Source organism: Shewanella sp. LC6 (assembly GCF_006385735.2).
Lineage (GTDB): Bacteria > Pseudomonadota > Gammaproteobacteria > Enterobacterales > Shewanellaceae > Shewanella > Shewanella xiamenensis.
In genome coordinates this window covers 2,470,261-2,493,996 of sequence record NZ_CP043902.1, presented here as the reverse complement: position 1 = coordinate 2,493,996, position 23,736 = coordinate 2,470,261, and the positions used below count along the sequence as shown (strand labels likewise).

General features: G+C 46.6%; 18 protein-coding genes and 3 pseudogenes. 7 read left to right on the top strand and 14 right to left on the bottom strand.

Annotation, left to right across the window (positions count from 1 at the left end; genetic code table 11):
• Positions 1-274: 274 nt before the first annotated feature.
• Positions 275-1,012, top strand: coding sequence for a peptidoglycan DD-metalloendopeptidase family protein (locus FJD32_RS11380; protein ID WP_011918416.1), 738 nt, complete (start codon positions 275-277; stop codon positions 1,010-1,012).
• A gap of 33 nt (positions 1,013-1,045) precedes the next feature.
• On the opposite strand, the gene FJD32_RS11375 is transcribed toward FJD32_RS11380, so the two are convergent.
• The 7 genes and pseudogenes from FJD32_RS11375 to silC form a co-directional block, all read right to left on the bottom strand.
• Positions 1,046-1,243: a DUF2933 domain-containing protein gene (locus FJD32_RS11375; RefSeq protein WP_000843494.1), complete on the bottom strand. Its 198-nt coding sequence runs from the start codon at positions 1,241-1,243 to the stop codon at positions 1,046-1,048.
• Positions 1,244-1,283: 40 nt separating this feature from the next.
• Positions 1,284-3,730: pseudogene (gene silP, locus FJD32_RS11370) on the bottom strand (Ag(+)-translocating P-type ATPase SilP).
• Positions 3,731-3,856: 126 nt separating this feature from the next.
• A complete protein-coding gene (locus FJD32_RS11365; RefSeq protein ID WP_000758228.1) occupies positions 3,857-4,297 on the bottom strand; it encodes a DUF411 domain-containing protein in 441 nt (146 codons plus the stop codon).
• Positions 4,298-4,383: 86 nt separating this feature from the next.
• Positions 4,384-7,530: a Cu(+)/Ag(+) efflux RND transporter permease subunit SilA gene (gene silA / locus FJD32_RS11360; protein ID WP_086904629.1), complete on the bottom strand. Its 3,147-nt coding sequence runs from the start codon at positions 7,528-7,530 to the stop codon at positions 4,384-4,386.
• Positions 7,531-7,540: 10 nt separating this feature from the next.
• The gene (gene silB / locus FJD32_RS11355; RefSeq protein ID WP_011711635.1) at positions 7,541-8,833 is read right to left on the bottom strand and encodes a Cu(+)/Ag(+) efflux RND transporter periplasmic adaptor subunit SilB; all 1,293 of its coding nucleotides are present in this window, start codon (positions 8,831-8,833) and stop codon (positions 7,541-7,543) included.
• 113 nt (positions 8,834-8,946) lie between these two features.
• Positions 8,947-9,300 (bottom strand): cation efflux system protein CusF, encoded by a 354-nt coding sequence (cusF, locus tag FJD32_RS11350; RefSeq protein WP_011711634.1) that lies wholly within the window; start codon positions 9,298-9,300, stop codon positions 8,947-8,949.
• Positions 9,301-9,328: 28 nt separating this feature from the next.
• Positions 9,329-10,714, bottom strand: coding sequence for a Cu(+)/Ag(+) efflux RND transporter outer membrane channel SilC (gene silC, locus FJD32_RS11345; RefSeq protein WP_140907866.1), 1,386 nt, complete (start codon positions 10,712-10,714; stop codon positions 9,329-9,331).
• A gap of 189 nt (positions 10,715-10,903) precedes the next feature.
• Between silC and silR the strand changes: the two genes are divergently transcribed.
• From silR to FJD32_RS11320, 5 genes and pseudogenes are all read left to right on the top strand, one after another.
• Positions 10,904-11,584 carry a copper/silver response regulator transcription factor SilR gene (gene silR, locus FJD32_RS11340; RefSeq protein WP_011918411.1) on the top strand — a complete coding sequence of 227 codons (681 nt, stop codon included), beginning with the start codon at positions 10,904-10,906 and terminating at the stop codon, positions 11,582-11,584.
• A complete protein-coding gene (gene silS, locus FJD32_RS11335) occupies positions 11,577-13,052 on the top strand; it encodes a copper/silver sensor histidine kinase SilS (protein WP_140907867.1) in 1,476 nt (491 codons plus the stop codon). Before silR ends, silS begins: the two co-directional genes overlap by 8 nt.
• A gap of 130 nt (positions 13,053-13,182) precedes the next feature.
• Positions 13,183-13,521: pseudogene (locus FJD32_RS11330) on the top strand (transposase); the annotation flags it as partial.
• Positions 13,522-13,601: 80 nt separating this feature from the next.
• Positions 13,602-15,157 (top strand): IS3-like element ISSpu6 family transposase gene (locus FJD32_RS11325; protein ID WP_086022278.1). Its coding sequence is split into 2 segments (ribosomal slippage): positions 13,602-14,064 and positions 14,064-15,157, totalling 1,557 coding nucleotides; the frame shifts between segments, so codons are not numbered across the junction.
• Between the two features lie 38 nt (positions 15,158-15,195).
• A pseudogene (locus tag FJD32_RS11320) lies at positions 15,196-15,780 on the top strand (IS5-like element ISSpu11 family transposase); the annotation flags it as partial.
• A gap of 263 nt (positions 15,781-16,043) precedes the next feature.
• On the opposite strand, the gene FJD32_RS11315 reads toward FJD32_RS11320, so the two are convergent.
• Positions 16,044-17,264, bottom strand: a complete 1,221-nt coding sequence (locus FJD32_RS11315; protein ID WP_140907653.1) for an OprD family outer membrane porin — start codon at positions 17,262-17,264, stop codon at positions 16,044-16,046.
• 429 nt (positions 17,265-17,693) lie between these two features.
• On the opposite strand from FJD32_RS11315, the gene FJD32_RS11310 reads away from it, so the two are divergent.
• Positions 17,694-18,245: a CueP family metal-binding protein gene (locus FJD32_RS11310; protein WP_140907654.1), complete on the top strand. Its 552-nt coding sequence runs from the start codon at positions 17,694-17,696 to the stop codon at positions 18,243-18,245.
• A 180-nt stretch (positions 18,246-18,425) separates the two neighbouring features.
• Here the strand turns inward: FJD32_RS11310 and FJD32_RS11305 are convergent, their stop codons facing one another.
• The 6 genes from FJD32_RS11305 to FJD32_RS11280 all read right to left on the bottom strand — a co-directional run bounded on the left by FJD32_RS11305 (position 18,426) and on the right by FJD32_RS11280 (position 23,681).
• Positions 18,426-18,869, bottom strand: a complete 444-nt coding sequence (locus tag FJD32_RS11305; protein ID WP_011711627.1) for a nuclear transport factor 2 family protein — start codon at positions 18,867-18,869, stop codon at positions 18,426-18,428.
• 75 nt (positions 18,870-18,944) lie between these two features.
• A complete protein-coding gene (locus tag FJD32_RS11300; RefSeq protein ID WP_140907655.1) occupies positions 18,945-19,841 on the bottom strand; it encodes a CopD family protein in 897 nt (298 codons plus the stop codon).
• A gap of 14 nt (positions 19,842-19,855) precedes the next feature.
• On the bottom strand, positions 19,856-20,266 hold the full coding sequence (locus tag FJD32_RS11295) for a copper resistance CopC family protein (protein WP_140907656.1): 411 nt from the start codon (positions 20,264-20,266) through the stop codon (positions 19,856-19,858).
• Between the two features lie 114 nt (positions 20,267-20,380).
• On the bottom strand, positions 20,381-21,094 hold the full coding sequence (locus tag FJD32_RS11290; RefSeq protein WP_140907657.1) for a copper resistance protein B: 714 nt from the start codon (positions 21,092-21,094) through the stop codon (positions 20,381-20,383).
• 11 nt (positions 21,095-21,105) lie between these two features.
• Entirely contained in the window at positions 21,106-23,169 is a 2,064-nt protein-coding gene (locus FJD32_RS11285) for a copper resistance system multicopper oxidase (protein ID WP_140907658.1), read from the bottom strand.
• A complete protein-coding gene (locus FJD32_RS11280; RefSeq protein WP_011711622.1) occupies positions 23,166-23,681 on the bottom strand; it encodes a DUF411 domain-containing protein in 516 nt (171 codons plus the stop codon). The genes FJD32_RS11285 and FJD32_RS11280 overlap by 4 nt, the downstream gene beginning before the upstream one ends.
• Positions 23,682-23,736: the final 55 nt, after the last annotated feature.

The window sequence follows — 23,736 nt, the reverse complement described above, 5'->3', positions numbered from 1 at the left end:
GTGCTTAGCGTCAGGTGCGCAGCAGGGCTTTACTGACGGGTTACGTAGCAGGACATGAGCCCCATATTGCTCTGCCGTAACCTGTATCAGTCCCGTTAATCATCACCGTCGGGCTGGTCATACAGTTCCCAGAGCTTCAGGAGCAAACGGGAAACAAGATATGTTACAAAAATGACGACCATCAACGGTGCTCCCGATTAACTGACAGATGACACGCCTCCTGAAAACCCCTAGCATACGCCGCAGTGTTCATGCTAACGGCGAATTCCAGTAAATGTATTCTACCGATGTCGTAAAAGAAAATGCCTGCCTTTCAGCCACCCGCTCGGGGCTGGAATCGAACGAGATCGCTACTCTTCAGCGCTCCTTGCCTTCCCGGTTTAATCTGCGGCATTTGAAAAAAAATGAATCATTAAAACTCGTACTGCAAAAGAAAGCGGGAAAATCACGTGTCGTGGCCTATAAATTTACGTCCGGTTCATTTAATTACACGGCGTATCGTATATCAGATAAAAAGTTCTATAACCTTTCCGATACTTCCGGGAAAGGCAGTCTCGATTATCCGTTACCGGCCACAGCAAGACTCAGTTCGCCTTTCAATCCTGCAAGACTTAACCCGGTATCCGGAAAAGTGAGTCCCCATAATGGCATTGATTATTCCATGCCCATGAACACGAAAATAGTCAGCGTCATCGACGGAAAAATCACCCGGGCCGAATACAACAGTACCATGGGATATTTTGTTGAAGTAACGGGAAAAGCCGGTGTTAAAACTCGCTATCTCCACCTCAATAAAATACTCGTTACTAAAGGGGCCAGGGTTACACGGGGAGGTGCTATTGCGTTATCCGGTAACAGCGGACGTTCATCCGGTCCTCATCTGCATTACGAGCTGGTCATCAATAACAACCCTGTTAACTCTCTGGCGTTCCGGGCAGCGGCACCCGCTGATAACAAACTCGAACAGCATGCCTTTGCGCATGCCAGAGACTACGAACGATACCTGGACTGATAACGGGACCGCGACGCGGCCCCGTCTGCCGGATTAATTTTTTTTATCGTTTTCACTTCCGTGATGTTGATGATCTCCATGCCCTCCGTGGCCGTGGAAAAGATGCATTAGCGGGCAGACCAGCAATAACAGATATGGCCAGTAACCTGCCACATGTGACCAGTGTTCGCGCAGGAGGGCAAATGCCGCGATCGCGGCGACAGCAATAAGCGCATAGGTGGTACTTTTCATACTGGACTCCTTCTGTTCGTAACTGACCCTTCACTCAGTGTTATTTCCCGAGCCTGACACTTTTCAGACGCAACGCATTCACAATGACGCTGACGGAGGAAAGAGCCATGGCCGCCGCCGCAATAACTGGCGACAGCAGTATTCCATACACAGGATAAAGCAGACCTGCAGCCACAGGCACGCCAAGTGCGTTGTAGATAAATGCAAAAAACAGATTCTGTCGGATATTTTTCATGGTGATCTCTGACAGATGACGGGCCCTGTTCAGTATCATCAAGTCGCCTTTGAGAAGGGTGACTCCGGCACTTTCAATTGCCACATCTGTACCCGTTCCCATAGCTATGCCCACGTCAGCCGCTGCCAGCGCCGGGGCATCATTTACACCGTCCCCCGCCATCGCAACCACATGACCAGACGCTTTCAGTCGGGTTATCACTGCTTTTTTGCCGTCAGGCAGAACCCCGGCTTCAACCTCATCTATTCCCAGTTTCCGTGCGACTGCTTCAGCAGTAAGCTGGTTATCCCCGGTGAGCATAACAATGCGGATCCCCGCCTGACGCAAAGCTTTAAGCGCATCCGGCGTGGTTGCTTTCACGGGATCCGAGATAGCTATCAGGCCTGCAAGGTACCCATCTGTGGCCACATAGATAACGGTAGCGCCTTCCATCCGCAACGTATCCGCAACGGCCTTTTGATTATCAATAACGATACTGTTTTCCTGCATAGCCAGTTCATTACCAATAACAACCCGTTGACCTTCAACATCGCCTGAAACACCTTTCCCCGACGGAGCATTGAAATCACTGACTGCGGGTATCATGATCCCCTGTGCTGGGCTGCCCGGACTACAGCCATACCCAGCGGATGCTGCGAGCCTTTTTCCACTGCGGCCGCTACACGTAAAAGAGATGCTTCCCCACCCGGATTGAGACTGATAATCCCTGTCACCGTAGGCGAACCTTCCGTGAGCGTGCCTGTTTTGTCGACAACCAGCGTGTCCACTTTTTCAAGACGCTCAAGGGCTTCGGCATTCCTGATTAACACCCCGGCCTGGGCTCCTTTGCCTACCCCCACCATTATCGACATCGGTGTGGCCAGCCCCAGTGCGCAGGGGCAGGCAATAATCAGGACCGACACAGCCGCAATCAGACCGTGCGCCATCCTGGGCTCGGGCCCCCAGACAGACCAGATCACGAAAGCAACAACCGCGATAAGTATCACCAGAGGAACAAACCAGCCTGAAACGCTGTCAGCCATTCTCTGGATGGGGGCACGCGAACGCTGTGCATCAGCGACCATCTGAACAATTCGTGAGAGCATCGTTTCATCACCGACTTTCTCTGCACGGATGATAAGACTACCTGTCTGATTAATCGTCCCCCCAATGACAGGGTCACCCTTCGTTTTGGTAACCGGCATAGACTCCCCGGTCACCATCGATTCATCAACGGTTGTTTTGCCTTCGATCACGATACCGTCGACCGGAATACTCTCTCCAGGTCTGATGCGGAGCTTATCGCCAGGCAGGACATCTTCCGCATTAATATCCGTTTCATGACCGTCATGATCCAGCCGTCTGGCGGTTTTGGGGGCAAGGTTCAGAAGCGCAGTAATGGCGCCTGAGGTTTGTTCCCGTGCCCGCAGCTCAAGAACCTGTCCCAGCAGAACAAGCACCGTAATAACTGCTGCGGCTTCAAAATAAACGGCCACCAGGCCATCCATGTTTCTGAACGATGCAGGAAACCAGGAGGGGAAGACGGTTGCAATGACGCTGTAAACCCAGGCTACGCCGGTCCCCATTGCAACAAGGGTAAACATATTCAGGGAGCGGTTACGTAACGACATTCCGGCACGGGCGAAGAATGGCCAGCCACACCACAACACGACAGGGGAGGCCAGAAGCAGCTGCAGCCATGTGTTGTACTGTGGCGGTACTGTATTCCTCAAGTCGGGAAACAGATGAGATCCCATTTCGAGTACCAGAACCGGAAACGCCAGCAACAACCCCAGCCAGAAGCGTCTTGTCATGTCGTGAAGTTCATCACTCGGCCCCGTGGATGCCGTAGCTACGAGCGGCTCCAGTGCCATTCCACAGACAGGACAGCTTCCGGGACCACTGCGGCGTATCTCCGGGTGCATCGGACATGTCCACACACCTTCAGAATTCTCTTTTTCCGCCTGGTGGTGAGGCTGTTTTATCTGATCAGGGCTGACTTCGTGATGATCGTGGTGATGGTGATGGGAATGTTCACAGGCATCTTCGGTAAGATAACGATCGGGATGGGCTTTAAATTTACTCTCACAGCTGGCGGAGCAGAAATAAAGTTGATGGTCCTGGTATCGAATGCTGCTGTGCGCCCTGTCGGGCAGGATGGCCATCCCGCACACGGGATCTCTCACCTTATGCAATACGTGGCCCTCGTCCGGGGATAATGTCTGCTCAGAAGCAGTCTGGTTGTTGTGTTGCACTGCATTGTCATTTTTCACAGTAACTCTCCTTATGCATACCGAAGCATCTTCTGTCTTCAGGGTATGTCATGGATGCGATTACCACGAATATCGCCGGCACAGGAGTGCCTGCTACCGGCGTCCCGTTATCAGCCGTTCCGCTGACTATTCGATTCGCTGGAAGACTTTTTTACTTCCATCCGGTGAGAATGCGATAACATCGTAAGCCTCTTTTCGGGCTCCCATCTCCATTCCAGGACTTCCTGCTGGCATACCGGGGGTGGCGAGACCGTATATACCCGAACCAGACTGCATTGCCTTATGTATCGTTGTCGCAGGCACATGGCCTTCAATGATCAAATTACCGGCAACCGCGGTATGACAACTTCGTAGTCCTGCAGGAATAGCATGCTTTTCTTTCAGGGCTGACAGCGCCTGATCATTCATGACGTGAGTTCGTACTTCAAACCCGTCTTTTTCCATCGCTTTGCCCCACAGGGAACAACAGCCACAGTTTTCAGATTTGTACATATCAATCACTTTTTCACTCGCCATCGCGGGTAGTGAAAGGCCGAGAGCCAGCGCCATTAGAACCACTTTTTTCATACTCACCTCTGTATATTATCGATATAAACCCTGACGTCAGGGTGAATCAGTAAAGAAGGACACCCACAGGGGGTGCCCTTTCAGGTTCAGGACACGCTTTTTTTATGTCTGCGCAGCCAGATTAATTTGTAGGCGGCAGGAATAATGAACAGGGACAGCAGCGGAGCCGTGATCATCCCACCAATCATGGGTGCCGCGATACGGCTCATGACTTCTGAACCTGCACCGGTTCCCCAGAGTATTGGCAGCAGACCCGCAACGATCACCGCCACGGTCATGGCTTTCGGCCGGACACGCAGTACGGCACCATGATAGAGGGCTTCATCAAGGCCTTCCGGTGTGAACGTCTCTTTACGGGACAATTTCGGGTGCGCTTCAATGGCATGACGCAGATACATCAGCATGACCACGCCAAACTCTGCTGCCACCCCGGCCAGGGCGATAAACCCGGTTCCGGTCGCCACTGACATATGGAAGCCCTGCCAGTACAGGAACCATATCCCGCCAACCAGGGCAAACGGCAGGCTCATCAGGATCAACAGGGCTTCATCAACCCTGCGGAATGCCAGATATAACAGGATGAAGATGATCATCACCGTCATCGGTACCATCAGTTTTAATTTCTTATTGGCGTGCTCGAGTAATTCAAACTGTCCTGAGAATGCCACACTGGTCCCCGGTCTCAGTTTCACTTTCTCACTGATGGCCGTCTTAATATCGTTCACCACCGACACCATGTCCCTGCCGCGGGCATCAACATAAATCCAGCTGGCTGGCCGGGCATTTTCGGTTTTCAGCATGGTTGGTCCGGAAACGACCTTAATATCGGCAACATCGCCCAGCGTAATTTGCTGCTTCATTGGGGTCAGGATTGGCATCTCTCTCAACGCCTGCGGACTGTTACGGTAATCCTGCGGATAGCGAATGTTAATAGGGTACCGGGCCACGCCTTCAACCGTCTCACCCACCATAGCCCCACCGATTGCTGAAGAGACGAACAGCTGGACGTCGCCCACAGTCATCCCGTACCGGGAAGCTTTTTCCCGGTTAATGTCCACATCAATATAACGTCCACCTTCCAGTCGTTCAGCCAGTGCGGAAACCACACCAGGTACGGTTTTAGCGACTGCTTCGATACTCTGTGCTGTTACATCGATATCCGACAGAACAGTACCCGATACCTTAATACCTATCGGACTTTTAATGCCGGTTGAGAGCATATCAATACGGTTACGGATAGGCGGTACCCAGAGGTTGGCCAGACCCGGTAAACGGACGGTCCTGTCGAGTTCTTCAATAATCTTGTCAATCGTCATGCCTGGACGCCACTGATCCTCAGGTTTCAGTTGGATGGTGGTTTCCATCATTTCGAGCGGAGCAGAATCCGTGGCGGTCTCAGCCTTACCGGTCTTGCCAAAAACTGAGGCCACTTCAGGCACCGTTTTGATTAGTTTGTCCGTGGTCTGTAAGAGCGCAGCAGCTTCTCCAGGAGACACGCCAGGTAACGTTGACGGCATATACAACAGGTCACCTTCGTTAATCTTCGGTAAAAACTCGCCGCCCACCTGACTCAGTGGCCAGATAACAGTGAAAATGGATAAAGCCGCAACCAGCAGGGTTGTTTTTGGCCAGTGTAGTACCCTGAGCAGTAACGGGTGATACGCTTTAATCAGCAACCGGTTCAGTGGGTTACTGGTCTCAGCAGGAATTTTCCCGCGGATCCAGAACCCCATCAGAATAGGGATAACAATGATTGCCAGTATGGCTGCACCCGCCATGGAATACGTTTTTGTAAAGGCCAGCGGACCAAACAGACGCCCTTCCTGCCCTTCCAGGGTAAAAATAGGAATGAACGATAATGTGATAATCAGCAGGCTGATAAACAGCGCTGGACCCACTTCAACGGAGGCGTCAGTGATAACCTTCCAGCGGGTGGCATTATCAATCTGTTCCCCGGGATGCTGATGGTCCCACTCCTCAAGCCGTTTATGCGCGTTTTCGATCATGACGATGGCGGCATCCACCATCGCTCCGACGGCTATTGCAATCCCTCCCAGCGACATAATGTTGGCATTCAGCCCCTGGAAGTGCATGACGATAAAGGCGATACACAGGCCAAGTGGCAGAGAAATAATCGCCACCAGGGCAGAACGGACATGCCAGAGGAACAGTGCGCAAACGACAGCAACAACGATAAACTCTTCAAGAAGCTTGTAACTGAGGTTGTCAATCGCACGATCGATTAACTGGCTGCGATCGTATGTCGTTACGATCTCCACTCCTTCAGGCAGGCTTGCCTTCAGCGTGTCCAGTTTATCCCTCACCGCCGTAATGACTTCGCGTGCATTTTTGCCCGAACGCAGGATCACCACTCCGCCAGCGACTTCGCCCTGACCGTTAAGCTCAGCGATACCACGCCGCATTTCCGGTCCCAATTGTATGCGGGCAACATCACGCAGGTAAACAGGTACTCCATTTTCCCCCGTTTTCAGGACGATATTTTTGAAATCATCAATAGTCTGAAGATAACCGCTGGCCCGGACCATATACTCTGACTGAGCAATTTCAACAGATGAGCCACCGGCTTCCTGGTTAGATGAGCTAAGAGCTTGTTTTACTTCTGGCAGACCGATGCCGTACTGCGTCAGTTTTACCGGGTCAAGCTGGATCTGATACTGCTTAACCACGCCGCCTACGGATGCAACTTCAGCGACATTAGGAATGGTTTTCAGCTCAAACTTCAGGAACCAGTCTTGCAGAGAACGCAGTTCTGAAAGGTCGAGTTTTCCGCTGCGATCGACAAGGGCATATTCAAAAATCCAGCCCACACCCGTGGCATCCGGACCGATTTCAGAACTCACCCCGGCGGGCAGTTTTCCCTGAACCTGATTCAGATATTCCAGCACGCGGGAACGGGCCCAGTACAGATCGGTGCCGTCTTCAAAAATGACATATACATACGAATCACCGAACTGTGAAAAACCACGCACAGTTTTTGCGCCAGGTACGGAGAGCATGGTGGTGGTAAGTGGATAGGTGACCTGGTTTTCTACAATCTGCGGGGCCTGGCCGGGATAGCTGGTTTTAATAATGACCTGCACATCTGACAGGTCAGGCAAGGCATCGACTGGCGTGTTAATAATCGTCCATGTACCCCAGATGCTGAGAAACAGGGCCCCCATCATGACCAGGAAACGGTTGGCGACAGAGCGCCGGATAATCCATTCAATCATCGTCGTCTCCTCAGTGCCCTGAATGCCTATTTACAGGCTGGTCAGACATTGCTGGCATACTGCTTTCTGTTTTTTCAGGATGGCGCATACGTTCCAGCGCGCCCGTAATATTGGCTTCGGAGTCAATGAGGAACAGACCACTGACCACCACGGTATCGCCTTCATTCAGGCCGGAGCCGATGCCGGACTGTTGTTGTGATTCATGCAGAACGTGGATCTGTTTCGGCACAAACTTGCCTTCATCATCAACAGTAATCACGCGCTGTTCTTTGCCGGTATCGATAACGGCCTGGCTTGGTATCAGCAGCATCTCCTGGCTCTTGGTATTGAGTTTCAGATAGGCATTCATGCCCGGCTTGAGAAACTCATCCTTATTAGAAACCTGGAGACGGACCTGAAGCGTACGGGTTGTCTGATCCACGCTGGGAAGAATGTTCCATTTTTCGACATGGAATGTTTTATCCGGATAAGCCGGTACCGAAATTTCAAACTGCGACGTATCTTTCAGCAGATAGGCGATAGATTCCGGCACTGCAGCGCTGATCCAGACCGGGTCCATCCCCTGAATCTGAGCCACCACCTTATCTTTCGAAATATTCATGCCGGTGCGCAGGTCAAATGCAGTAATGACACCATCAATAGGTGCTTTAATGGTAAAACGGGTCTGGATTGTGCGGGTTGAACGCAGTCTTTGAATATCCTCTTCCGGCATACCAGCCAGACGAAGTCGCTCCAGAACCCCTTTTATCTGGGTTGGCGTACCGCCTGTACCGGATAGCAGCAGGAACTCACTTTGTGCCTCAACCCATTCAGGAATGGTGATATCGATAAGCGGAGTGCCTTTCTTCACATGATCGCCAGTAGTCAGGGGATACACTTTTTCGACGAAACCGTCAGAGCGCGCCTGCACAATGACAAACTGATATTCGTTGTAACTGACATTAGCCGGAATTGTCTGAGAATAATTCAGCATTCCTCGCGTGACTTTTTGCGTTTTTAATCCCAGATTCTGAACCTGGGTTGGATCGATACGGATCCCGCCATTGCTTTTATCGCCACTTTCATCAGCATATTTTGGCACAAGGTCCATATCCATAAAGGGAGATTTTCCGGGTTTATCAAATTTGGTATCCGGTTTCATCGGGTCATACCAGAAAAGTACCTTTTTCTCCGGTGCCTTTTGTTCTGTTTGTACTGTTTTTTGTGATGAGTTTACATACTGCCAGGCAGTAACCGATATCAGCCCTCCTGCTAGGAGGCTGCTGATAATTATTGCAGCATATTTTATCTTTAAAGAAGCCATACAATTTCTCGCTGAAAAATCAAAACACCTGGCATATGCGCCCGATCATTCATTCACAGTAATCCCTTAATGAATGTTCAGGCGCACTGGATGTATTCGCTCAGGACAGTCAATCAGGATTGCGTAACGTTAATGCTTTTGAGTAAGGAGATATTGCCCTGCTGAATAAACGAGAAATCGACATGGTTGCCGATTTTCAGGGCATTGATAGCGTCGTCTGCATTAACAAAAGTGAAGCGCATGGTCATTGCAGGCCAGCCCACCGCAGGGATTGCTTCGTGCGAAATGGTGATCTTTTTACTATTCATATCAATGTCTTTAACGACACCGGTGCCCTTGATAACCTGCTGTACCGAAGCATCACTGGCAGCATTCATATCGCCATGCTGATGTGTTTCAGCATGAAGACCGGCAGAAAACATGACAGAGAAGGCACCAAATAAAACAGCTTTAAGTGAATTACGCATTTTTAATTTCCTGATTAATTAAATAAATTTATTCTACCCAACCGCCACCCAGCGCAGTAAACAGATTAATTTCGTTAACCTGTCGGGAATAGGTAAGATCGAGAATGGTTTGCTGCGTAGCGAAGAGGGAACGTTCTGCATCCAGCACTTCGATGTAACTGACAGCACCACTTGCATACAATCCTCTGGCTCGCTGGAGAGTTATCTGAAGTGAATCAAGATAACGCTGCTGTGACTCAAGTTGCTGGCTAAGGCTGTCGCGCAGCGCAAACGTGTCGGAAACATCCTTAAAGGCGGACTGAATTTTTTGTTCGTAATTAACCACCGACTGTTGCTGGCGAATTTCTGCCAGTTTGAGATTGGCTTTGTTCCTGCCGGCATTAAAAACAGGAATGTCAATTTTAGGGATAAAATTCCACATTCCGCTTCCTGGCGTGAAGAGACTGGACAGCTCCGTACTGCTTGCGGAAAGGCCACTGGTCAGGGTAATGGACGGGAAAAAGGCCGCCCGCGCTGCGCCAATATTCGCATCAGCCGCTTTCAGCTGGTATTCCGCCTCCATAATATCCGGTCGCTGCAGCAAAATTTGTGACGACAGGTTTGATGGCAGTTTAACTGGCGCGATCTCACCGCCTTTCATCCCTTTTTCTGGCGGCAGTGCACGGTACGTTCCCAGCACCAGTTGCAGGGCATTGTTTGCCTGAGCCAGATCGCCTTCTCGTTTGGCTATCTCAGCGCGGGTACTTTCGATTTGTCCCCTGGCCTGTTCAAGCGCCAGCACATTCGTACTCCCGGTCACGAGCTGTTGCTCAACGAAAGCATAGGACTGTTCGTAATTTTTCAGCGTTTCCCGCGCGATACGGAGTTGTTCATACGCCAGTTGCTGGCTGAAATAGCTTTGTGAAACGCTGGAGACCAGCAGGATATGTACAGCCCGACGGGCTTCTTCGCTGGCAAAGTAGTTCTGGCGATCAGCGTCACTCATGTTCTTGAGCTTGCCGAAAAAATCGAGCTCATAGCGGAGTTCCAGACCCGCGTCGTACTCCTGTGTGGTCGGCTTGTCGCCTTTCAGACCACCGCTGTAGGTGATCCCGGATGAGGCATTCAGCTGGGGATAACGATCTGCATCCGTGACGTTGAACTGGGCCCGGGCCTCTTCAACCTTCAGGGCAGCCATTCTCAAATTACGGTTATTAGCAAGGGCTTCCCCGATCAGCCGGGTAACCTGGGGATCGACAAAAAAGTTACGCCAGCCCGTATCCTGATAACCATTCACTGCTGGCGTTAGGCTGTTTCGGGACAGTGAAAACTGCTGGGGTACCGGTGCTGCCGGGCGCTGATATTCAGGTGCCAGAGAGACACAACCGGTCAGGATGAATATCGTGCTAATGCTGAGTAATTTTAATTTGAACATAACGCTTCTCGTCCAGGCAGACCTGGTAAATGGTTCAAATGAAGTCCAGAGTATTGATAGGGATACTTTACCGAACGCTCTCTGTTTGTCGGGTGACAGGATAATGACAATGTTGTCATTTTTGCTGTAATCCGTTGATAATGATCGTGGGCGCAATAGAATGACCTTAGCAGCCAGCCGGGGAGCAAGATGAAAATATTGATCGTCGAAGACGAAATTAAAACAGGTGAATATCTCAGCAAAGGGCTTAGAGAGGCAGGGTTCGTAGTGGATCACGCTGATAATGGTCTTACCGGATATCATCTCGCCATGACAGCCGAGTATGATTTAGTCATTCTGGACATCATGCTGCCTGATGTGAACGGCTGGGATATCATCCGGATGCTGCGCACTGCCGGAAAGGGTATGCCGGTCTTACTGCTGACGGCCCTCGGCACGATCGAACACAGGGTCAAAGGACTGGAACTGGGTGCGGACGATTATCTGGTTAAACCCTTTGCGTTTGCCGAACTGCTAGCCCGGGTGAAAACCCTTCTGAGGCGGGGAAACACGATGATCACGGAAAGCCAGTTTAGGGTGGCTGGTCTCTCGATTGATCTCGTATCCAGAAAAGTCAGTCGCGCCGGAAACCGCATTGTGCTCACCAGTAAAGAGTTCAGCCTGCTGGAATTTTTCATTCGCCATCAGGGAGAGGTTCTTCCCCGTTCCCTGATTGCCTCTCAGGTCTGGGACATGAATTTTGACAGCGACACTAACGCGATTGATGTCGCCGTAAAGCGACTCCGCGCTAAAATAGACAACGATTACGAGACAAAGCTGATCCAGACAGTCCGGGGCGTGGGCTATATGCTGGAGGTCCCGGATGCATAGCAAACCTTCCAGGCACCCTTTTTCACTCTCCCTGCGGCTGACCTTTTTTATCAGCCTGTCCACGATACTGGCTTTTATCGCCTTCACCTGGTTTATGCTGCATTCTGTTGAAAATCATTTTGCCGAGCAGGATGTCAGCGATCTTCAACAAATCAGCACCACACTGAACCGTATACTCCAGTCCCCGGAAGATCCAGATGAAAAAAAAGTAAGCAAAATAAAGGAATCGATTGCCAGCTACCGCAACGTTGCCCTTTTGCTCCTCAATCCCAGGGGTGAGGTGCTCTTTAGTTCAGCGCAGGGGGCAGCACTACGCCCGGCCGTGAATTCAGCAGATTTTAGCGAGCACAGCCACGCACGGGATGTCTTTCTCTGGACGGTGGAGGATCCTGCGAGACCGATGGATACCGGGTCTGAAATGAAGATGGAAACATACCGGATTATCGCCTCCTCTGGCCAGGCGATATTTCAGGGCAAACAGCAGAACTATGTCATGCTGACTGGACTCTCCATTAATTTCCATCTCCATTACCTCGATGCGCTGAAAAAAAATCTGATTGCGATTGCCGTCGTGATAAGCCTGCTGATTGTTCTGATCATTCGCATCGCTGTCCGTCAGGGGCACCTGCCCCTTCGTAATGTCAGCAATGCCATTAAAAGCATCACCTCCGAGAATCTTGATGCGCGGCTGGAACCGACACGCGTTCCCATTGAGCTGGAACAGCTGGTTATCTCGTTCAATCATATGATTGGAAAGATTGAGGATGTCTTTACCCGCCAGGCCAATTTCTCTGCCGATATCGCGCACGAGATCAGAACGCCCATCACCAATCTGGTGACGCAGACTGAAATCGCACTGAGTCAGGATCGAACCCAGAAGGAACTTGAGGATGTCCTCTACTCCAGTCTTGAAGAGTATAACCGGATGACCAAAATGGTCAGCGACATGCTGTTCCTGGCGCAGGCGGACAATAATCAGCTTATACCTGACAGGGTCCGGTTTGACCTCAGAGCAGAAGTCATGAAAGTCTTCGAGTTTTTCGAAGCCTGGGCCGAAGAACGCAATATCACGCTCAAATTTAACGGGATGCCCTGCCTGGTTGAGGGAGATCCACAAATGTTCAGAAGAGCGATCAATAATCTTTTATCCAATGCCCTGCGTTATACCCCGGAGGGACAGGCAATCACCGTCTCAATAAGAGAGCAAGAGAGCTTTTTTGACCTGGTGATTGAAAATCCGGGGAAACCAATCCCTGAAGAGCATTTATCAAGGCTTTTTGACCGTTTTTATCGGGTGGATCCGTCCAGACAACGAAAAGGAGAAGGCAGCGGCATCGGCCTTGCAATTGTGAAGTCAATCGTGGAAGCACATCACGGAAGAGTGCAGGTGGAATCGGACGTACGCTCAACTCGTTTTATCTTATCCGTGCCCAGACTGGAGCAAAGGATTCCGGAGCCCCAACACTGAGAATAAAGATTTAAATGACAAAGATGTCATTAGCCTGTCATGCAGCAAACGGCTTTGTTTCCTAAATCAGTTGAACTAAAACCATAGCTGGTGATCTGATCGACATAGCCCATCAACTCGCCCATCAATCGTGTCAAAACCTCAATATAAAACAATCAACTGGAAGCAATACAATCAAGCCCTGAACAATCGTGGCTCACTTACCTTCTGGATTGATGAGGACGCTATCGCCCAGTGGAAAGCTAAGGCCGAGCAACCAAGGAAAGGTCGACCACGCGTATTTAGCGACTTAGCCATTACCACCGCGCTGATGGTTAAACGTGTTTTCTCGATGCCACTACGAGCGTTACAAGGCTTTATCAACTCGGTGTTTAAACTGGCTGATATTCCGCTTTCGTGCCCACATTACACTTGCATCAGCAAACGCGCTAAAACCGTCAAGATTGCTTTTAAAACCAAGACGCGTGGCACCATCCCCCTGTGTCAGGATTGTTGTCACCCCTAAATAATCATTATGTTTAAAGACAGGGTGCGGCAAAAGAGAACGATATGGCTCGGTATTCACCAGAACGTAAAGAGGCGATCCTTAAAAAATTATTACCTCCTCACAACTTAACGGTCGCAGAGGTCGCTCGGGAAGAAGGCATCGCGGTGCAAACCTTGTATCATTGGCGAGATATTGCCAGAAAAGAAGGTCGCCCCGTGCCAGGTAAAACATTAACAGCCGATGATTGGTCGGCTGAAGCAAAACTTGCCGTGATTATTGAAACAGCGCCGCTGTCGGAAGCGGAGATAAACCAGTATTGCCGTGAAAAGGGCTTGTTCCGCGAGCAAGTACAGCAGTGGAAACAGGATTGTTTAGCTGGTTTTCAAACCTCAGAAGTACAAACTAAAACCATTAAACAGCAGGCTAAGGCTGACAAAGCCGAAATCAAATCGCTGCAACGGGAATTGCGCTATAAGGAGAAAGCGCTGGCTGAAGCTGCTGCGTTACTGGTGCTCAGAAAAAAGCTCAATGCGCTCTGGGGGGACGACAGCGAGGAGAGCTAACCCCTTTGCCTGAGCGCATAGCATTGATTGCCTTAATCCAAGAGGCCTATACCAATGGTGCTCGCCTTTATAAGGCTTGTGCAGAAACGGGCCTCAGTAAGCGTACCTATCGACGTTGGTATCGAGAAGGTCAAGTACAAGCTGATTTAAGGCCGACAGCAGCTCGACCAGAGCCGGCCAATAAACTCGAAGAACATGAGCGACAACAGATATTAAGCGTGTGTAATCAAACGGAGTACGCCAGCTTACCCCCGTCGCAAATTGTGCCAACATTATTAGATAACGGGATTTATATCGCCTCGGAATCCAGCTTCTACAGAGTGTTAAATGCTCATGGTCAACTTAACCATCGTGGCCGCACTCAGGCTGCGGTCAATCGAAGCAAACCGTTGAGTTATCGGGCAGATGGGCCGAATCAAGTGTGGTCATGGGACATCACTTATTTAGCCTCAATCGTCAAAGGCCAGTTCTACTATTTGTACCTGTTTGAAGATATTTACAGTAGAAAAATAGTGGGTTACGAAGTTCATGAGCAAGAAAGTGGGGAATATGCCGCTGCGCTAATCCAACGCTGTCTGTTACGCGAGCAATGCTTTAACACGCCATTAGTGCTGCATTCTGATAATGGGGCGCCGATGAAGTCACTGACCATGAAAGCCAAGCTGGAAGAGCTTGGTATTACGGCATCATTAAGTCGGCCGAGGGTGAGTAATGACAACCCCTTTTCAGAGTCGTTATTTAAAACGTTGAAATACCGCCCACAGTGGCCGGCATCAGGTTTTAGCTGCTTAGCAACAGCAAGAGAATGGGTGGAAAAGTTTGTAACCTGGTACAACGATGAGCATAAACACAGCCAGCTAAATTTTGTCTCACCAGGGCAACGTCATGCACTGCAAGATGGCGCTATTTTAGCGAAGCGCAAGAAAGTGCTTGAGGCGGCGAAGGAAAGAAAACCGATGCGTTGGTCTACAGAGATCAGAAATTGTGAAGCGGTTGGCGCTGTAACACTCAACCCAGATAAGGCACCAGAAGAAGGCGTAATAAATGCAGCTTAATATTTAAACAAAGAGTGACAACTATCTTGAAAAACACCGCCATTGAGCACTTGGCTATCGACTCGACAGGCTTGAAGGTTTATGGCGAAGGTGAGTGGAAAGTGAAGAAACATGGCACAGATGGCAAGCGCCGCGTGTGGCGTAAGCTGCATATCGCTGTCGATACCCATAGCCATGAAATTATTGCAGCGGAACTGAGTTTATCCGGTGTCACTGACGCTGAAGTTATGCCGAATTTGCTCAAGCAAACCCATCGCAAAATCCGCAATATCTCAGGTGATGGTGCTTACGACACAAGAGCCTGTCACGATGCCGTTCGTAGAAAACGGGCTTTAGTACTCATTCCACCGAGGGAAGGTGCCGCGCTCTGGGAACAAGGTCATCCGCGTAACTTAGCGGTCAGTTGGCAACAGCTTCATGGTTCAAATAAACAGTGGAAAAAACGGTATGGTTATCATCGGCGGTCAATCTCAGAAACAGCAATGTACAGAGTGAAGCAACTACTTGGTGGCAGATTGAGCCTGCGAAATTATAACGGTCAGGTAGGAGAAACTTACGCGATGATAAAGGCGTTGAACAAACTCACTGGGCTAGGCATGCCTGAAACTTACCGTGTAGTTTAATATTCAAACGATTATGAGGAGCTTTGCTCGCTGAATCGATTTAGGAAACAAAGCCCCCGCTGGTTCTAAAATACATTCAAGATGAATTTTTTTGTAAACGTAGATATTGATAAATTATCAAATAACAAGTTTTTCAACTTTAATCATCTAGACGTATTTTCATATAAAATTGTAAACCCAAGCACACCCATTAACACGACCTGAATTTACAATTACAATATAATTATTAGGGAATTAACATTTGTCAAAAACATTTACAACCTTTAAAAGCTGTAAGTGAATTTCGTTCTTAAATCTGTAGCGTCTTTTTGATTGTTTTCATAATCCAATATTGAAAAATCAATTGATATACCGATATTTTCGAGTTTACCATCAAATTGATATGCAAGATTAACCGTCCATTCATTTAAATCTTTTCCCACTATGGGATTGTCAAAAGATGTATAAAATATTTTACCTTTAAGATTAGAGATAGCAGAACCTAACCCCAATTGATACGAATTTGTTCCAGATTCAAATGCCCCAACACCCGCAGTTTTAGTAGTGGCAGTAAACTGATAAAAAGCTCCTTGACCAATGCCTCTAAAAACTCTATTATCTCCTTCATTTCCTCCAGCTAATGTATAACCAGCAAAAAAATCTGCTCCTCCCTGACTGAAACCTACTTTAAAGCCCAAAAGATCATTATCGACTAGTTCATTTTTATCCCACTTAGTTTTGTAATATTGCATTGCAATATAACTGTTAAAGTTAGTTGGCAATGTATATTCGACATCCGCATAAAGTGCTTGGACTTCATTTATTACATTTGCGTACTGTGAGTTAACTTTGAATTTTTTAGCGATTCGCTTGTTAACTTGTACGAAAAAAACGCCATCATTACCTATTTTATAAAAATCGCCAGGAGAGCCAGAACCATTAAAATCAAAATAAACAAATTCATTATCAACATAAAACGATTTATCTGTTCGAGTCTGATATTTAGTCACATATCCAATCGAAATATCAGTACCATCAAAATGACTTGAAGACACCTGATACATTTCAAAAGATTCATTTATCAATCTTGAACCTGAGTTAGCGATAAGGGGTGATGAAAAGTGTTGTCTTCCTCCAGAAAACACAGTATCACCAAACTGATACTTCAAAAAAGCTTCCGATAATACAAGACCTTGTGCGTTCATATCTCCCGCAGTTGTATCATCATCATCATTGATATTACTAACGTATGACCCCTGTACCTCTCCTCCCAATTTAAACCCATTAAACTCTGATGTATTAAAAGTAACATTACCACCATTCACCCAAATCGAGCTATTCTCTGTATTTGAATCGTCAAAATCTTGTTCGAAATAGTACGATCTCGCTGTACCTCCAACATTACCATTGTGTATCCATTCAGAAAAACTCTCAATATCATCATTAGAGAGTGCATTATTACTCATTGCTAATAGCACCAAAACATATTTATTATATTTAAACATACAAACCTTATTAACGTTAAGTTACAAATAAGAAACTATATTAAGTAAAACTAAAATCAAAGATAAACAAATAAATTACAAACCCAATCGATAATACAAACTAGAGCATTTTTAACAGTGATCTATTTCACAAAAAAATATCAAACCGACATAAATATTAATTTAAAATAAACATAGGTTTAAAACCCAAGTTTAAAAACTTAGGTAGAAAAATTATATGAAGACGCAAGTTTAAAACCTGAGCTAAAAACCTAGGAGAATAGAGCGTTACATATATTTAAAAAACAAAAAAACAAACGACCAAAAACATCAGGCCAATATCAATAATGTGAATTAGATCAATATATATATAACCACAATCGTTACAATAAAAAAGCGAGGCACGTTTAAATAAAAATATTTTATAAACTATATAGGAAAACTCAGACCATGATTAAAAAACACATTCTATTAGCACTTATAGTTGCATATTCAAGTCAATCATATGCCACAATAATAAATGCAGAAACGTTTAAAAATTTAGACTATAAGAGTGCTGTTACAACAGCACATACACTATACAAAAATAATGAAGGGATAATGATAAAAGTATTACCCGATAGAATAGTTGCAACTTTCTCAGATGGTAAAAGTAGTTCTGTAGCAATACCAAAAGATCAATTCTTTCTTTCAATAGCTCCGTACATTAATAGTTCTCATCCATGTACGAATCATGTTTTAACAGGTTGTACCGGAGAGATAATAAATCAAACAATGAAAGTTGTCATGACTGATACTGACACAGGTGAAACATTAATAGACAAAAAAATGACGACACAACGTGATGGATTTATAGACTTTTGGGTTCCAAAAGATAAAAACTTAGCATTTAATATTTACTATGAAGCAAAAGACGGAAGCAAAAGAGTGGCGAGAGAAGTATTGTCTACTTTCAATAACGATAGAACTTGCATTACAACTATGAAACTTATTGAAAGTTAATATTTAAATATGGCTTGTAAAAGGACTGGAATTACTCCGGTCTTTTTTATATAAAAAAATGGAAATCCTTTTCCATAAAATATCATGCATTAACATGACGTGAGTCTTTGTGGTTTTCTTGGGAGCACCTACAAAGGAACTCAAGATAATCCTTTATCTGGTTGATGAAATTCTTATTAGTTACGACCAGTGCACGTGGGTTATTTTCCAACTACCATCCACTTGTTTAATTAACACAAGCGTTTCCATGGTCATCGAGTCAATACTTTTACCCTTATATTCACCTTGGGCGTGACTTATTGACGTTGAAATAGCAATGTCACCCGTAATCGTTATTTGGTGTTCTTTTGGCGTTATGGTTAACCCTTTTAAGTAAGCCATATCCGCAAGCATATGATGATTGGCATAATCTGTAAGTGAACGCTCTACTTTTCCACCTTCATAAATTTGAACATTGGCTGCTAATAACTGCCTAACAATAACCTCATTGCCCGCTTGTAATGCAGCATGAAAATGTTTGACAACATTGCCCGCGGCGGAATCAACACCGATAAACGCTTTTTGTTCTATCGGGTGTGTTTCATCACCATGGGCGAAGCTCAATGAGCTTTGTCCTGCGGACATCAGTAATACCCCGGTGGTTAGGAGCATTGTTAAAGGGCGATTATTCATTTTTATCTCTCTGTCAATTTATAGTGATTATCCAAGACTCATAGGACCTAGTACGCTCGAAAGTACCGCTGTAGTCGCTAATATCAGTACTGCTATTACTGCTTCTAATCCAATCGATTTTTGTAGTTTTTGTTTTGCGAGTGATGGGTTCGCAATCGTTAATTTCGGTACTAAAACCAATTTATGCCATGCTGCTATAAGTAAAATGATAGCCACCAAACAGAGCTTGATGGTGACCGCAATACCATAATCGGAACTGAATAATTCAGTGGGACTATCAAACAACATCCACACCATTCCCATGCCTGAAAGCAACACTAGAATGACAATCACTATGCCTAAACGACCAAATGTATCCATGACATTTTTAATCACGATGTTGTCATCGGTGCTACATAATTTCCATAATGGATAAAAAGCGCCTATCCAACTGCCAATGATCAACACGTGTATCAATATCAAGCCTTGAGCAAGCAATCCCAGTTCAGTGCTATGGCCAATAAAAGTAAACGTGACAGCAATTAACAGACTGCTGATAATGGCTAATACCGCAGAAAACTTTTTGAGATAGCAGTTCTTATGTAACAGTAAACCACTAGCCACTAGCATTAACCCAAAACCGATTAAGCGCCAAAGCACAGTTTGCCCTACCAGGGTTGGCCACAGAAAAGCATGCATCTGCGCATCGAACATTCCCATCAAGCCGTTTTCAGCAAAAGCCCCTATTTGCGCAAAATAATTGATACTAACGGCAATCAACCCCAAAACAGCACCTAGGCCGGTATATTTTGTAACGCTAATGCCGAGGTTCGGTTGGCCCTTAATGAGATATTGCATCAATGTGCCGCCAATAACGGCGGCAACACTAAGATAAATAACCCATTTAGATATCAACACCGATATGTCAAACACGGTTAATATCATGTTTACTCATCCACTTATTGATGTGCAGTGTGCTCGCTAGTCTCATGAGGCGTTGCACTGCGAGTGTTCATACCAGAGTTATGTAGCATAAAGCTCATGTTGCCTTTCATCTTATGACCGTCGTCACCCATGATCATCCAGTTAACTGTGTAATTAGCTGCGTTTAATGCTGGTAGGGCGAATGAAAATTCAGCTTGACTGGCCGCACTTGAAGGTAATGTTAACGGTACGCTTTGCTGCTTCTCATCTTGCATTGTTAATTTGACCAAACGTACCGGAGCCGTAAAGGTCAGTTCAAGCGTTGTTGGGGCTTGACTTAGCATGGCACCGTTAGGGGGCATAGAACTGCTCAGTCCGACATGAGCAAATGCTGAAGCACTCAGGAATAGACTTGTTACGACTAAAACGTTGTTAAATAATTTCATGATATTTCCTTTTATATTGTTTTTAACGATCGAAAACAGTTTACATAAATGATCAAATATTGGCTTAGCTAACATGTTGGCGCCAAGCTTATAATTCAGTGTACGAACGAGGTCTTAGAACCACGCTCTAAAACCAATAACAAACTGGGTTTCTTGTGTATCTTCCCCTTCATTTCGGCTGTATTCGGCGGTATTACCGAGTTTCTGACGCCAATCCACACCGATATAGGGTGCGAACTCTCGAACAATCTCGTATCTCAATCGCAGCCCTGCACTGACGTCAGATAAGCCTGAGCCTATTCCAAGTTCAGCATCGTCCTTACCAAATAAATTAACTTCTACTTCAGGTGTGAGTATCAATTTTTGAGTGATTAACAGTTCATATTCCGCACTCAACCGCATAGCCGTACGGCCTTGTTCACCGATGAATAAGGCCGCGTCAATATCAAAAAAATATGGCGCTAACCCTTGAACCCCAATCACAGCCCAATTACGGTTCGGCGTCGGTTTGATATCGGTTTTAATACCGAATTGTACATCCCAGTATGGTGCGATGGGCTTACTGTAAAGAGCCTGAATTTCAAGGTCTTGCTTATCACTATTTGAATATTCACCTTCGGTTTTAAGCCACAACTTATTCAAATCGTAACCTAACCAGGCTTGTGCACTAAACTGGGTAGGATCTTGCGGATCCACGCCTTTTTCAAATTGATCCAGCATGACTTTTGTTAATAGAGGATCATCATTACCGCCGGCAAACACAGCTGAGCTAGCCAATGAGGCGCTCAGACTCAACAGTCCCAATGCCACTAAATTCGTTTTATTCATCTGTATTCCCCTTATTTCACCACGACTTTTCTGAACATGCCTGGCATGTGGAATAACAAGTGGCAATGATATGCCCATTGCCCTTTTGCATCGGCGGTGACTAAGTAACTGATCTTAGAACCCGGCTGAACTAATACCGTGTGCTTACGGGGAATAAAATCAGGGTCGCCTGTCTCTAACTCACTCCACATACCATGCAAATGCATAGGGTGAGTCATCATCGTGTCGTTCACTAAGGTGATCCGCAGTCTTTCTCCGTATTCAAACTCTAATGGCGCGGCGTCCATAAATTTCACCCCATTCACAGACCACATATATCGGTTCATATTGCCGGTTAAATGCAGTTGAATTTCGCGGCTAGGTTGGCGCGTGTCGTAGGTAGGATGTAAGCCTTTAATATCGCCATAAGTTAATACTTTGCGATTAAATTGTTGTTGATGGTCACGCAATCCAATCCCGGGATCGTGTAAACCACTTTTTGGCGCATCTGCACGCATATCCACTTGTGGGCCGAACTCGGTGTCAATGTGTTTAATTTCATTGTTACTGCCAAAGCCTGCAAGCCCTAGTCCTGAGACTGTCGCTTTCGCAGCGTCCATGGCCATTTTGCTGTGATCCATGCCTGACATATCACCGCCACCCATAGCCATCTTGCTGTGATCCATGCCTGACATATCACCGCTGCCCATAGCCATCTTGCTATGATCCATGCCTGACATATCACCGCCGTCCATAGCCATCTTGCTGTGATCCATGCCTGACATATCACCGCCGTCCATAGCCATCTTGCTGTGATCCATGCCTGACATATCACCGCCACCCATAGCCATCTTGCTGTGATCCATGCCTGACATATCACCAGCGCCCATGTCCATTTTGCTATGATCCATACCGCTCATATCCATATCACTCATATCCATGCCCATATCACTGTGGCCAAGGACTGGCCTTGGATCCATTGGGGGAATAGGAGCATGTAAACTGGCATCTGAGGTAAGGTTACCTACCGTAAAGCCGGTGCGGTCAATACTTTGAGCGAAAATACAATAGGCATTATCAACCTCTGGCTCAATAACCACATCATAGGTTTCAGCAACACCGATTCGAAATTCATCCACAGATACCGGTTGAATGTTCTGACCATCACTGGCGACAACACTCATTTTGAGACCCGGTATACGTACATCAAATATGGTCATAGCAGAACTATTTATAAAGCGTAAGCGCACCTTCTCACCTTGTTCAAACAACCCTTGCCAGCCCTGTTGCGGAGGATTGCCATTCATTAAATAGGTGTAAGTTGAACCCGTAACATCAGATATGTCTCTGTCACTCATGCGCGCGTTATTCCACATCGAACGAGCGTTCCACGTATTGGCTAAGCCATTTTTATTCACGTCAGAGAAAAAATCCATTACCGTACGCTCACGGTAATTATAGTAATCGGCTTGTTTCTTTAATTTGGCATAAATGTTTTCAGGGGCTTCGTCAGACCAATCAGACAGCATGATCACATAGTCACGGTCATATATAACCGGATCGGGGGTCGCTGGATCAATCACAATAGCGCCGAATAAACCGGTTTGTTCTTGATAGCCTGAATGACTGTGATACCAATATGTGCCACTTTGCTGGACGGTAAATTGATACTCAAATGTTTCACCGGGTTTAATGCCATCAAAGCTAAAGCCAGGCACACCGTCCATTTCGGTGGGTAAAATAATACCGTGCCAGTGAATAGAGCTATCATGGTCGAGATTATTTTTTACTCTTAAGGTGACTGTTTCACCTTCTTTCCAACGTAATAACGGCGCGGGCAGTAATTGGTTTACCACAGTAGCTCGAGCAGATTTCCCGGTAAAATTAACCATTTTATAGTCAATTGATAAGTCAAACACTTTGCCAGAGAGCTGGCTCAACGATTGGCTTAACGCATTGGCAACGGCATTTTTAGGGAAAGGGATCGACATCAATGCCAACATGGCGGATGCACCAAACACAAACCGGCGTCGGCTGTTGTTGAGTTCACTGTTTGTCATTTGAATCATGGGTTTTATCATGTATTGCGATTTCATTGTACAGACTCCTCAAGCGAGTTCACTTGGGCGTAAACTTCACTACTGCCATCTTTTTTCAACAGTAAGACTTGATATGGCATAAATTTATCTTGGTACTCCATGCCAGGGCTGCCCACTGGCATAGCGGGTACGGTTAAGCCGATAGCATCTTTAGGAGGGGTGGCTAAAAAACGACTAATGAATTTTGCAGGGACATGCCCTTCAAACACATAACCTTGAGATGACACAGCGGTATGGCAAGATTGCATTGAAGCAGGAATGCCCTTTGACTGTTTAAACTCATAAAGGTTGTTAATATTGTGGGCACTAACACTAAATCCACGCTCACTAATATGCGTTAGCCATTTCTCACAACAGCCGCAATTAGCATCTTTATAAACGGTGAGTAATGGCTCCGTAGTGCCGGGCTCTGCTGCACGGGCAATTAATATCCCTCCCATAGTTTGCAGAATAAAAATAGTACCTATGACACGAAAAAAACTAATAGAATTGCGATATAGAGCAGACATAATATTGCCTCCAAATCAAATTTCGTCACATTAAACAACGCGGTTTAATGTCAGT

Excerpts from the sequence above, each read along its gene's own strand:
- FJD32_RS11380 (WP_011918416.1), top strand. The coding sequence starts at position 275 with ATGTATTCTACCGATGTCGTAAAAGAAAATGCCTGCCTTTCAGCCACC.
- FJD32_RS11375 (WP_000843494.1), bottom strand. The coding sequence starts at position 1,243 with ATGAAAAGTACCACCTATGCGCTTATTGCTGTCGCCGCGATCGCGGCA.
- FJD32_RS11365 (WP_000758228.1), bottom strand. The coding sequence starts at position 4,297 with ATGAAAAAAGTGGTTCTAATGGCGCTGGCTCTCGGCCTTTCACTACCC.
- silA (WP_086904629.1), bottom strand. The coding sequence starts at position 7,530 with ATGATTGAATGGATTATCCGGCGCTCTGTCGCCAACCGTTTCCTGGTC.
- silB (WP_011711635.1), bottom strand. The coding sequence starts at position 8,833 with ATGGCTTCTTTAAAGATAAAATATGCTGCAATAATTATCAGCAGCCTC.
- cusF (WP_011711634.1), bottom strand. The coding sequence starts at position 9,300 with ATGCGTAATTCACTTAAAGCTGTTTTATTTGGTGCCTTCTCTGTCATG.
- silC (WP_140907866.1), bottom strand. The coding sequence starts at position 10,714 with ATGTTCAAATTAAAATTACTCAGCATTAGCACGATATTCATCCTGACC.
- silR (WP_011918411.1), top strand. The coding sequence starts at position 10,904 with ATGAAAATATTGATCGTCGAAGACGAAATTAAAACAGGTGAATATCTC.
- silS (WP_140907867.1), top strand. The coding sequence starts at position 11,577 with ATGCATAGCAAACCTTCCAGGCACCCTTTTTCACTCTCCCTGCGGCTG.
- FJD32_RS11315 (WP_140907653.1), bottom strand. The coding sequence starts at position 17,264 with ATGTTTAAATATAATAAATATGTTTTGGTGCTATTAGCAATGAGTAAT.
- FJD32_RS11310 (WP_140907654.1), top strand. The coding sequence starts at position 17,694 with ATGATTAAAAAACACATTCTATTAGCACTTATAGTTGCATATTCAAGT.
- FJD32_RS11305 (WP_011711627.1), bottom strand. The coding sequence starts at position 18,869 with ATGTCCGCAGGACAAAGCTCATTGAGCTTCGCCCATGGTGATGAAACA.
- FJD32_RS11300 (WP_140907655.1), bottom strand. The coding sequence starts at position 19,841 with ATGATATTAACCGTGTTTGACATATCGGTGTTGATATCTAAATGGGTT.
- FJD32_RS11295 (WP_140907656.1), bottom strand. The coding sequence starts at position 20,266 with ATGAAATTATTTAACAACGTTTTAGTCGTAACAAGTCTATTCCTGAGT.
- FJD32_RS11290 (WP_140907657.1), bottom strand. The coding sequence starts at position 21,094 with ATGAATAAAACGAATTTAGTGGCATTGGGACTGTTGAGTCTGAGCGCC.
- FJD32_RS11285 (WP_140907658.1), bottom strand. The coding sequence starts at position 23,169 with ATGAAATCGCAATACATGATAAAACCCATGATTCAAATGACAAACAGT.
- FJD32_RS11280 (WP_011711622.1), bottom strand. The coding sequence starts at position 23,681 with ATGTCTGCTCTATATCGCAATTCTATTAGTTTTTTTCGTGTCATAGGT.